The sequence below is a fragment of the Zhongshania sp. genome (genome assembly GCF_029212375.1).
Classification (GTDB): Bacteria; Pseudomonadota; Gammaproteobacteria; order Pseudomonadales; family Spongiibacteraceae; genus Spongiibacter.
Map to the genome: position 1 here is coordinate 116,911 of NZ_JARGNU010000011.1, position 11,453 is coordinate 128,363.

An 11,453-nucleotide genomic window follows, 5' to 3' on the forward strand; every position below is an offset into this window, starting at 1 on the left:
TTAATCTGGGTTTGGATGCCACAGTGCCACAGTCTGTTATTGATCAACAGTTTATTGAGCGCCTGCAAGCCGGTGACAATAGCGCCTTTAAAACGCTAATCAGCATTTATCACAGCAAGTTGCTAATTGTTGCTAGAGCGATCGCGGGCGATGTGTTTGCCGAAGATGTAACCCAAGAGGCATGGGCATCTATTTACAAGGCCATTGGCAAATTTGAGGGGCGCTCGAGCCTGTCGACGTGGATGATTCAAATTGTAAGTAACGAGGCCAAGTCGCGGCTGCGGCGAGAAAAACGTCACAGTAGCTATGGGGATATTGACGACATCCAAACCAGTGTCGACCCAGCCAATTTTGACAGCAGCGGCCACTGGAGTAGCCCGCCGTCGCGCTGGGAAATAAACACCCCAGAGTTAATGCTACAGGAAGACCAATTGCGCCGCTGTATAGAGCACACCTTAACGATATTGCCAGAAAACCAAAAGGCGGTGTTTTTATTGCGCGATGTTGAACAAACCGAATTGAATGATATCGCCGAAATTCTCGCCATTAGCGAAGCCAATGTGCGGGTTATTTTACACCGCGCCCGCCTCAAACTTATGGCCGTCATTAACCACTACCAGGAGACCGGGGAATGCTGAACTGCCAACAGTTTACCGATCTCGCCAGCGACCATCTCGACGAGCAATGCCGAGGCTGGAAACGCATTGATATTCGTCTGCATCTTATTATTTGCCGGCACTGCCGACGCTTTAACCGCCACCTAGACCGCAGCCGCCGCACCGGCGCAACGCTGGCTAAGCAACTCTGGCGAACTGACGCTGCCAGCAGCGAGAAAATTTTCTCTAACATTCAGCAAACGAACAAGCCAACTGGCGACAGCTAGCTAAGTTCGCCAGCCGGTAAATATACGCGGAACTCGGCACCTTTGCCCAACTCACTAACAAGCTCAATACGTCCTTCATTTTCCTCAATAATTCGCCGGCATATGGCCAAGCCTATTCCGGTGCCTTCGTAAACTTCCTCGGCGTGAAGCCGCTCGAACACCCCAAAAACCCGTTGATGATAAGGGCTGGCAATACCAATTCCGTTATCGCGAATAAAAAAGCCGACCTCGCCGTCATTCACCACGTCTAACGGTCCAATTTCGATTATTGGTGGCTGCTGATTGCGACTAAATTTAACCGCATTCCCTAAAAGCTCGGAGATTAATTGATGTAAAGCTGGCGGTGATATATTAACCACCCCCAAGGGCTGCCGGCGCAATTGCACGGCGTATTTTGTTAGGCTCGCGTTGTGTTCAAAAATGACACGGTCAAAATACACATCCAGCTCAATGGCACCAGACGGCACCAGCGAATGCGACGCGCAGTATTTTTGTAGATCGTCGATCATCACTGTCATGCGCTGCGCGGAGCTAACCATGGTTTGCAGCCACTTAGACTCATCCTCACCCAAACTCTCAAGCAGCCGCTCATTTAATAATTGACCAAATACCGAAATCGAGCGTAATGGCTCTTTAATATCGTGGGCGGTTACTCGCGCGTATTCTTCCAAGGCGGCATTTGAGCGCTCGAGTGAGGCATGATTTTTTTCCAGTAAAGTTTTCATCACCCGCGTTTCGGCCAGCTCTTTGGTGCGCTCAGCAATCAGCGCTTCCAAATCTTTCGTTAATCCCTCTACTTGCTGCTTTTGTCGGCTATTTTCCTCGGCCTCATCACGAAGTTGTTGATTCAGCGCCAGTAATTGAACATTACTCGGAATGGCCAAGGCTTTTGGTATTAATGGCCACACCATTATTGCGGTGCCCACCGAGGCGATGGCGGTTATCAATTTTACGCTGCCACTTAGCCAGTACGCGCCGTACCAAACATTAAATATATTAATCAGGTGAGTCGCGCCACAGGCAAATATGAATATCGCAAACATAACAAAAATATAATTAAATTTGAGATCGTCGCGCTTGCGCACCAGATAAACCAGCGCCAGAGGAATGGTGAAATACGATAAACTAATCAAGGCATCACTAATCACATGAAGACGAACCAAGTCTTCATTCCACAAATAGCAATGACCATGAGGGGGCATCTCGGGCCCCAATAATTTTGTTAAAAATCCGTTATTCATAAGCCTTTTTATTCCATAAAGCGACCAAACCTACTTAGCCAATCGCTCGACGTATTAACTACGTCGTAAGCCCTACTTAACATTGCTCTTGTTATACCAATACTTAGCAAGACAGAGTAACTGGGGATTCCACTTAGACGTTAATGTTTGAACCACTAGAATTTAGCCCTTATCGGGGTAGCTTCCATCCTGCGCGGGGTATTTTGCGGTAATTTTCCGATAGCGCGCCTGAATATTAGCCAGATCTTGAGCAAAGTCTCCGTTTGGGTAATACGGGGGAAATAGCGAAATCGTTTTCTTAGCGTAGTCCAAACCAGCAGCAATTACCGGCACCTTGGCCGCCACCGCAATATGGTAGAAGCCTCCCTTCCAACGCGTGACTTTACTACGAGTACCCTCCGGCGCAATAACCAGCACCATATTATCGGTTTTTCTAAATAAATCAGCTAGTTGTGTAACAAAATCATGTTGGGAATCGCGCTCAACAGCGACGCCGCCCAGCCAGCGCAACAAAACACCGAGCGGTCCAACAAATAGCTGATGTTTACCCATAAAGCGAATTTGGCGCCCCAAACTGCTGGCCACCGCCACCATCAAGAAAAAGTCCCAATTACTGGTATGCGGCGCAACAATCATTACGTATTTACTCGGCGAAGGCTGCTCCGTAGGTAACTGCCATGCGCGCATGCTCATTAAGGCCCTACTCACCAAGCTCACCATTTTAAGTAAGCTCGGATAGCTGCATATTGTCTTCCCTTGAACCAAGGCAACGCCATTATTTACTATTGTCATAAGCGCCTATTTCCAATGACCACACTTGCGATGGCGTAATCCAAGCGCGGGATATTACACAAAACCGCCGAAATGCGCTTGCCCCCACTTATACGCTCTACTATTCTCCCCAACAGTATAGACATTCATCCACGCTGCAGCGGGCAACCGAGCATAGTTAGCAAATTCCAATGGGGGCCATTTTTGCCAACGTCAACATTCAGGCTATATCGCGTATTACCCCTTTGTGGCCTGCTACTCTTCGCCACCTCGGCTCATGCAGCAACAGGCGATTACCAACTTAGCCCCTTACACAGCAATCCCGCCGCCGTCGCACTAGGCAGTGAAATTAATGAAACCCTGTTGCAAATGGATGGCTATATCTTTGTTGACGACAGCGATGGCCTAGTGCAAAACATAAAAGATGCCTACGATGAAGGGCGAGCACTGCAGGGTCGCTCCCGCGGCTTACTGGTGATTCCCGGTGATGAAAGCGCACTGGTGGAAAGTCTTGAAGCCATGCGTGATGACACCAATGGTATTAAGGTGGGCGGGCATTTCAGCTTAAGCACCCAAGCGCCAGCATGGCATATTATTGGTGGCTCAGAATTTCGCGGTACAGAACGTTTTAACTACGACGACGGCGACGCCAATCGCCTGCGCTTTGCAACGGTTTTGGGCTTATTTAGCTTTGGCGAGCTGCAGTCGTCGATGGAAGTATCGGTGCTGTGGTTTAATTTTCTGGGCGCAAACTACCGCTTTAATATTGATGGCTTGCCGAACACCCAATTTGGAATCACCGCCAAACTGCAAAATATCAGCCTGATTGAACGCAGCATTCTTATTTCAGAATACGATGAAGAAAAAATCTTCGATGCCGATCGCGATGTGGATCACAATCTGCAGTTGAACGCCGACCTTGGCGTTAGCCACCAGCTGGGCGACTGGACCATGGGACTGAGTGTTAAAGATATTTACCAACAAGCGATGCGCAGCACTCTTGGCACGGTTTACCAACAGCGCAGCCAATTCACCAGTCATATTGGCTACCAAACAACGTGGGGGGCGGTTCAGCTGAACGCCGACCTGAGCCCGCAAACTGGCTTTGGCGAGATTCCCTCTCAGCGCATTTATGATTTAAACAGCAGCATCCCCCTGAGTGAGCGGGTATCGCTGCTGTTGGCGTATCGTTGGTTCGACAATCCCTATAATAACGATGCACCCACCATTGGCCTGCATTACAGCTTGGCGCAGCTACTGCATATTACCGCGCAATTTAGCTACGCCGGCAACAATGAACTGGGCGGCAGCATCAATCTACAGCTTCCGCTTTAAGGTTTAAGCTGCGTCAGCTTTAGCGGGGATATAGCTCATGGCGTGCTCTGTTAATGCCGTAATCGTCAGCGACGGATTTACGCCGAGATTAGACGACAGCATAGAGCCGTCGCACACCAGCATATTGCGGTAGCCGAACACCCGGTTTTGACTGTCGATAACGCCCTCATCGCGGCTGCTGGCCATTCCCACACCACCCATACAATGCGCGGTAGCGGGAATATTAAACAAAACCTCCGTTATCAAACTGCCCGCCATGCCGCCGAGACGACGCGCCGTGCGCAAAGCAAATTCACTGGCCTCGGGAATATGCGCAGGTATAGGGTCACCCACGCTGACCATGCGCTTGCGCCACGGCCAATACCAAGCCCGCCGATACTGCATATCAATATGGCCATCAAGGGTCTGCATGCACAGTAAAATAATAGTCTGGCGGGCTAAGCCAAAGGGAATCAACGACGCTATCGCTTGCTTTGGGCTTTTTATTAATAACTTCAACATAGTAAAAAGCCAGTTAAACACCCGCCGCCAATCGGGCTTGCCCCGAGTCATCGCGGTAACCAGCAGGCCCATGGCATCTGATCCACGCGGGTAGCGAGTCGCTTCGATATGGGTTTTATCGTCAAGATAAATACCCGAGCCAATGGCAATACCGGCATCCATATTTTGCTCGCCGGGCAGGCGCACACCAATTAAAGACTCGGCATTGGTTCTAACCCGCCGCCCTAATTGGCTGGAGATATTCGGCAGCGAACCCTTGTCGCGAAGTTTAAACATCAGATCTTGAGTGCCCAGCGACGACGCCGCAAACACCACCGCCCGCGCTCGCCAGCGACGGGTTTTGCGAAACAGCAGCGAGGTGCTAAATACCGTGGTGATTTCATAGCCGTCTTCACCGTCGGCCTTACCATTAAGGGGCACCACATTTACCACCTTGGTTTCGGCAAACACCTGGGTGCCCTGCTTCTCGGCAAAATACAGATAATTTTTATCGAGACTATTTTTAGCGTTATAACGGCAGCCCACCATACAGCCACCGCAGGCTATACAGCTATTTCGCTCAGGACCTTCGCCATCAAAATAAGGGTCTGGGTAGGATTTACCCTGCGCCTCACCTTCATCGCCAAAGAACACCCCAACCTGGGTTTTATAAAACGATTCGCCACAACCCCAGTCTTCGGCGGCCTCTTTTAACAAATGATCGGCGGGGCCAAGGATGCGATTCTCGGTAACGCCGAGCATTTTCTGGGCGCTCGCGTAGTGCGCCGGCATTTCGGCCTGCCAATCTTTTAAACCCGCCCAGCTACCCTGTTGCCAAATCTCGGGCTTGGGCACCAACAACGTATTGGCGTAGGTAATCGAGCCGCCGCCCACCGCGTTGCCGTGCAACACCAACACATGCTTAAACCAGCGCAGATTAAAAAAGCCTTTCAGCCCCAGCATTGGTCGCCACAGCCAGCGATGAAAATGCCAATTTGAACGAGGATAGGTTTCGGCGCTCCAGCGGCGGCCCATTTCCATCATGCCAACCTTATAGCCCTTTTGGCTCAGGCGATGCGCTGCCGTAGAGCCGCCAAAACCGGAACCAATAACCAGATAATCGAAATCATAATCCACAGCCAGATAACTCCCCGCGCTCACTAAGTCGGCAGCAATTTAGATAACCGTCACCGCGTTATTACGCAATCAACATTTGACAACACAGCATGTCACTTTACATCTGACAGTGACGCATGTCAAAATTACCAAATGACTGAAACCAACCTAAAACCCCGCCGCTACCGCGGCGCCAGTGGCGACCAACGCCGCGCAGAACGCTGCCAACAACTCCTAGATGCCGGCCTTTATGTTTTTGGCGACATTGGCTACCCCGCCAGCAGTGTGCGCAGCATTTGCGCCGCAGCAGGGCTAACCGAGCGTTATTTTTACGAGTCATTCGCCAACAAAGAGGCCTTGCTTGCCAAGGTTTACCAAGCGCAAACCGACTACCTAAAAGAAATCATGCTGTGCGCCTTTGCCAAGGCCGAACGCAATAGCGAAGCCTTTGCCCGCGCCGGACTGCACGCCTTTTTTGATACCTTGCAAGATAAGCCAGCGGTTGCACGCCTGCTGTTATTTGAAATTCTCGGCGTGAGCGACACCCTAGACCAACTCTACTACGAAGCCATGGAGGAGTTTGCAGTGCTGATTCGCTCACTGGCCAGCTCGCTGGGGCTTGCCGATATTAGCGCGAGGCCAAATCAAGATATTATTTACGCTGGCCTCGTGGGCGCAGTCATTCAAATTGCGCGCCGCTGGGCACTGACCGGCTATAGCGATCCGATTGATGCCATTATTAACAGCAGCCTTTTCCTCTTTGTTGCCACCGCCAACTACGCGGCGCCCACGGTATAAACCCCACTAACAAAGCACGCTTAACAAGCACTCATAGCGCGCTATGTGGCGCTCTTAGCGTCGCTACGCCTAGTTCAACCGCGCTAAAACATCAAAAAATTCAACCCCCAAATACACCGCGTAAAGGCCAGAACTGCACTATAGTTAATGTGTTGTTACTATTTTGTTACAAATAGCGACTTTTATGTAATAGCGTGATAGTTTACAGAGTAAACATAATACTAACGATTTACCAAAGCTTGGCAGTTATCCCAAATAATAAGCAGCGCAGTATCCATTATCCACTGGCACGCCCCCTATTGGCTGTGCCACCAAACATTGCAGGTTAGCCGATGAAAATGCACTTCCCAGCCCTCATCATTTGTTCCGCCGTCTTAGTATCGGCCTGCGGCGGTTCTAGTTCGTCCAGTAGTCGTAGTAATACCCCACCCACCACAGATAGCGCGCCACAGAATCGCTATGCCATGGCCAATGGCTGCTACGCCCTGCAATCAGCACAAACCGACAAATACACCGTCGCCGCAAGTGATGGCAGCTACAGCAACACTGCCGCTAGCGTCGCTACGGCCGAAGCCTTTTATATGCAAGCGGCAACCCTCGGCAAATATCTGTTTTACAGCAAAGATAAGCGCTTACTCACCGCTGGCACCGCTACCATCAGCGGCGAGCCAACGGCGAGTGATGCCGCAATTTGGACAATTGATCAGACCCCATCAAGTAATACATTCAGCATCGTATCCGAAAGCACCTCGCAAACCCTGCAGCTCGACGACAGCGGCAAACTAATTGCAGGGCCGTCCACCACCGAGCCCGCCGCTCAATTTAACTTTACACCCAGTACCAGCTGCACTAACTACCCAGAAATGCCAACCTCGATTAGCGGCGAAACCTTTAAGGGCAATGGCGCCGACAAACCCATTATTGGCTTTGCCGATGTTCACACCCATATGGGTATGTCTAGCGAGATGTCTTACGCTGGCGACGTTGGCCCCTCGGCCGGCGGCGTACTTTACGGCCAAGTTATTCATCGCTTTGGCGTCGATCACGCACTGGAAGATTGCGAAGAGTTCCACGGCCCCAACGGTATTCGCGATGCTAACAATATTCTTGAAACCGACCCCACCGGCAACCACGAAACCAAGGGCTGGCCGACGTTTGTGGATTGGCCGCAACGCAATTTCTTAACCCACCAAGTGATGTACTACAAATGGGTGGAGCGCGCCTACTTGGCCGGTTTGCGAGTGATGGTTAACCACGGCACCAATATTGCGGCGCTGTGCAAAGTAGGCCAAACGTATTCACTCATGCCAGACACCGACTGCGACGACATGAGCGTTGCCACCAAGCAAGTTGAATACCTATATGAAGTACAAGACTATATCGACGCTCAATCTGGCGGCCCCAGCAAAGGCTGGTACCGCATTGTAAAATCCCCTCAAGAAGCGCGCGACGTTATTAACGACGGTAAAATGGCGGTGATTCTCGGGGTGGAAGTCGCTCAGGTATTTGACTGCGGCGTGACCTTTTTACCTGGCGGCGGCGAACAGCGGCGCTGCGACAAAGCCCAAATTGACGCCGAAATTCAGCGCTTGTGGGACTTAGGCGTTCGCCATGTTTACCCCTACCACGATATTGATAGCTCCTTGGGCGGCACTGGCATTTTCAGCGGCGACGTTATTAACTTCCTCAACTTCTTAGATACTGGCGCTTTTTGGAAAACCACCGAATGCCGCAGCTACCCCGTTGACGAGCCCTCGGTTCGCACCCCCGGCACCGAGATGACCACCGCCATTCCGGGCAGCGGCAGCGACCCACTGTCGCAGGCTATTTTTGACGCCACCGGCGGACTCACGCCACTCTACCCGCCAGGCAAACGCTGCAACCAGCGCACCGTTACCGACTTAGGTGAATACGCGCTGCGCGCCCTCATGACCCGCGGCATGGTGATTGATATTGACCACGCCGCCTACCACAGCAAAGACATTATGCTCGACATAGCCGATGAGCAAACACCTAAATACCCGCTAGCTTCATCCCACGATGCCCACGGCGGCCTCACTAGCGACCAAGTGGTGCGCATGCTAAAAAATGGCGGCGTTGTTTATCCCTACAAAGGCAACGGCATTAAGCACAAAGCGTTTTTAGAGAAACTAAAGTTCTGGCGCGCCAAAGCGGGCATTAGCGACTCAGACCAAGTGTTAGGCTTAGGTTACGGCGCCGACGGCAATGGCTTTGGCGGCCACCCCGGCCCCCGTGGCGGCGATTCTGAGCCAGTGCAATATCCCTTTCCACTATTTAGCGGCGACGACTGGGGACCACAGTTTGCCAACTTTAAAACCGTAAATGTAAATATGCTATTGATCCCCGAAAGCGGTAAATACTGGCATATTGATGAAACCGGCATGTCGCATTACGGCTTGGTCGCCGACTTTGTAGAGGAAGTGCGCCTAGAAGGCGGCAAAGAAGCCCTCGACGCGCTGTACAACTCAGCCGAAGGCTATGTGCAAATGTGGGAACGCGCCTATAACCGCAATGGCAATATAAGCAGTGCGCCATAAACTGGTCTTTATTACCTGCGCAGCCCTAGTGCTCGCCGGTCTCTGGCTACTCCTTAAACCGCGTAGCCAGCCTGCAATTGCAGTGGCAACAGCCGTACACGAATACAATTTTGTGGTTGACGGTCACTACGAATCACGACTAATTCGGGTGACCCAAGGCGACACCGTAAAAATTGAAATTCGCAGCACCCAAAACGATCAACTGCATTTACACGGCATAGACAAACACCTGCACATAACAGCCGACACTCCCCTCAACTTTGAATTTGTAGCAAGCCAACCCGGACGCTTTGCGCTAGAACTGCACAATAGCGGCATTCAGCTAGCGACGTTTGAAGTTTACCCGCGCTAATGCCTAAACTCAGCCGCACCCAACAAATCGGTGCCAGTGTATTTAGTCTGACGCTAAGCAGCATTGCGCAAGCGCACTCCTTCGGCGAACCCTACACGCTACCCATGCCCTATTGGATGTATATCTATGGGGCGATAGCAGCGCTGGTTTTATCATTTTTAATACTCGGCTTTTTTTACCGCGCCGAGCAGGCCTCGCGGCCACACAAACAATGGCCAATTGGCCACCCACGTTTATTCAAATTCGCTAGGGCCATAAAACTCAGCACACTATTAAAAAGTATAGTGCTGCTGAGCTTTGGCCTAGCAATTGTCAGCGGCCTCATTGGCAATCAAGACCGCTACCGCAATTTCAATATGACTTTTTTCTGGATCAGCTTCGCGCTCGGCGCCAGCTACCTCAGCGCGGTATTTGGCAACTGGTACCAATACCTTAATCCATGGCGAGTCATGCTCGCGCCGCTAAAGCGATTTAGCCAAGGCCGCCAAACCTACCCTAGCCAACTCGCCTACTGGCCCGCCGTCGGCCTCTATATGGCCTTTATCTGCCTAGAATTATTTGGCAATACCAAACCCTTTTCACTGTCACTCATCCTAATCAGCTACACCATCATTAATATACTGGCGGTGTGGCGCTACGGCAGCCAAAACTGGTTTAAATATGGCGAGCTATTCTCGGTCATGTTTCAGCTCATCGCCAAGATGGCGCCACTGCACTACCAGCCAAGCGCCGAGGGCAAATATAAACTCCAGCTACGTATGCCCTTCAGCGGCTTGCTAGAGCAGCGTGTAGAGCACGGCAGCTTGCTGGTCTTCCTATTATTTATGCTGTCGTCCACCGCATACGACGGCCTACGCGAAACCAGCCTGTGGTTTAACCTGTTCTGGAAGGACCCTTTGCACATCCTCGAGCCGCTGCTGGGCCAACACCCGCTATACGCTTACCTGAGCCTGCGCCCGTGGTATATCGGCTTCGAAACGGTGTGCCTATTGCTATCACCCTTTCTCTACCTAGGTTTATTCAGGCTCTTTTTGTGGCTGGGCAAACTCATCACCCAAACCACGCTATCTGTTAGCGAGCTGGCGCTGCGCTTTGGCTACAGCCTGCTGCCGATAGCCCTGGTCTACCACATCACCCACTACTACACGCTACTACTCAACCAAGGCTTAAAAATTCGCGGCCTCATCTCAGACCCCTTTGGCTGGGGCTGGAATCTATTTGGCACCGCCATAAGCGGCCGCCTACCAGTACTGCCAGACATGGGCTTTATTTGGAATAGTCAGGTATGGCTTATTCTGATCGGCCACGTCGCCAGCGTTTACCTCGCCCACGCCGAAGCCCTGCGCAGCTTCCCAAGCCAGCGCCAAGCCAGCCTCAGCCAACTGCCCATGCTCTTACTAATGGTCATCTTCACTGGTGCAGGCTTATGGATACTTGCGCAGCCGCTACAAGGCTAAACGAAAAGCCTATAAATACCGGCAAAACCGTATCCGCAAAATCTAATTTGCATTAATTTAAACTTATTCGGCAATAGGGCTTGCAAGAATTAATTTCCGCTCCTATAATGCGCGCCCTGTCATAGAGAAAACGACAGCAGATCAGTTGCGGGGTGGAGCAGTCTGGTAGCTCGTCGGGCTCATAACCCGAAGGTCGTAGGTTCGAATCCTGCCCCCGCTACCACATTAAAGAACGGCAAATCAGTAACTTACTGGCTTGCCGTTTTTTTTCGCCTGCTAGTTTTGGGCCTCTGTGCCCATCCTGTGCCCACGGTGTGCCCAAATTGTATTTCTAGTGAATTTCCAAACTCCACCAGTCGACCTTCGGGCATCGAGGGACAACCAAGCCCAACCCCGGCTCTACCCAATTAACGATAGGATGGTCTCCTCCTCGCTCCAATCTGCATAGTGATGTGCGAATAT

The 11,453-nt window shown here is 51.4% G+C and carries 10 protein-coding genes and 1 tRNA gene; 8 read left to right on the forward strand and 3 right to left on the reverse strand.

The features are described from left to right. Positions 1-23 precede the first annotated feature (23 nt). Together P1U47_RS12530 and P1U47_RS12535 are read left to right on the forward strand one after the other, a co-directional pair. Entirely contained in the window at positions 24-638 is a 615-nt protein-coding gene (locus P1U47_RS12530) for a sigma-70 family RNA polymerase sigma factor (protein ID WP_301029338.1), read from the forward strand. Next, on the forward strand, positions 632-883 hold the full coding sequence (locus P1U47_RS12535; protein ID WP_301029340.1) for a zf-HC2 domain-containing protein: 252 nt from the start codon (positions 632-634) through the stop codon (positions 881-883). Before P1U47_RS12530 ends, P1U47_RS12535 begins: the two co-directional genes overlap by 7 nt. Here the strand turns inward: P1U47_RS12535 and P1U47_RS12540 are convergent. Continuing rightward, complete coding sequence (locus tag P1U47_RS12540; RefSeq protein WP_301029342.1) at positions 880-2,124, reverse strand: ATP-binding protein; 1,245 nt, start codon at positions 2,122-2,124, stop codon at positions 880-882. The genes P1U47_RS12535 and P1U47_RS12540 overlap by 4 nt on opposite strands. Before the next feature lie 162 nt (positions 2,125-2,286). Then, on the reverse strand, positions 2,287-2,916 hold the full coding sequence (locus tag P1U47_RS12545; protein WP_301029344.1) for a lysophospholipid acyltransferase family protein: 630 nt from the start codon (positions 2,914-2,916) through the stop codon (positions 2,287-2,289). Positions 2,917-3,099: 183 nt separating this feature from the next. Between P1U47_RS12545 and traF the strand changes: the two genes are divergently transcribed. Further along, on the forward strand, positions 3,100-4,230 hold the full coding sequence (traF, locus tag P1U47_RS12550; RefSeq protein ID WP_301029345.1) for a conjugal transfer protein TraF: 1,131 nt from the start codon (positions 3,100-3,102) through the stop codon (positions 4,228-4,230). Between the two features lie 3 nt (positions 4,231-4,233). Here traF and P1U47_RS12555 read toward each other — a convergent pair whose 3' ends face one another. Continuing rightward, entirely contained in the window at positions 4,234-5,847 is a 1,614-nt protein-coding gene (locus P1U47_RS12555; RefSeq protein WP_301029346.1) for a GMC family oxidoreductase, read from the reverse strand. 132 nt (positions 5,848-5,979) lie between these two features. Between P1U47_RS12555 and P1U47_RS12560 the strand changes: the two genes are divergently transcribed. From P1U47_RS12560 to P1U47_RS12580, 5 genes are all read left to right on the forward strand, one after another. Beyond that, entirely contained in the window at positions 5,980-6,624 is a 645-nt protein-coding gene (locus P1U47_RS12560; protein ID WP_301029347.1) for a TetR/AcrR family transcriptional regulator, read from the forward strand. Positions 6,625-6,956: 332 nt separating this feature from the next. After that, positions 6,957-9,182 carry a peptidase M19 gene (locus tag P1U47_RS12565; RefSeq protein WP_301029349.1) on the forward strand — a complete coding sequence of 742 codons (2,226 nt, stop codon included), beginning with the start codon at positions 6,957-6,959 and terminating at the stop codon, positions 9,180-9,182. Then, positions 9,172-9,534, forward strand: a complete 363-nt coding sequence (locus tag P1U47_RS12570) for a hypothetical protein (RefSeq protein ID WP_301029350.1) — start codon at positions 9,172-9,174, stop codon at positions 9,532-9,534. Before P1U47_RS12565 ends, P1U47_RS12570 begins: the two co-directional genes overlap by 11 nt. Beyond that, positions 9,534-10,991, forward strand: coding sequence for a hypothetical protein (locus P1U47_RS12575; RefSeq protein ID WP_301029352.1), 1,458 nt, complete (start codon positions 9,534-9,536; stop codon positions 10,989-10,991). The genes P1U47_RS12570 and P1U47_RS12575 overlap by 1 nt, the downstream gene beginning before the upstream one ends. A 146-nt stretch (positions 10,992-11,137) precedes the next feature. Next, a tRNA-Met gene (locus tag P1U47_RS12580) sits at positions 11,138-11,214 on the forward strand. The last annotated feature ends 239 nt before the right edge of the window (positions 11,215-11,453 follow it).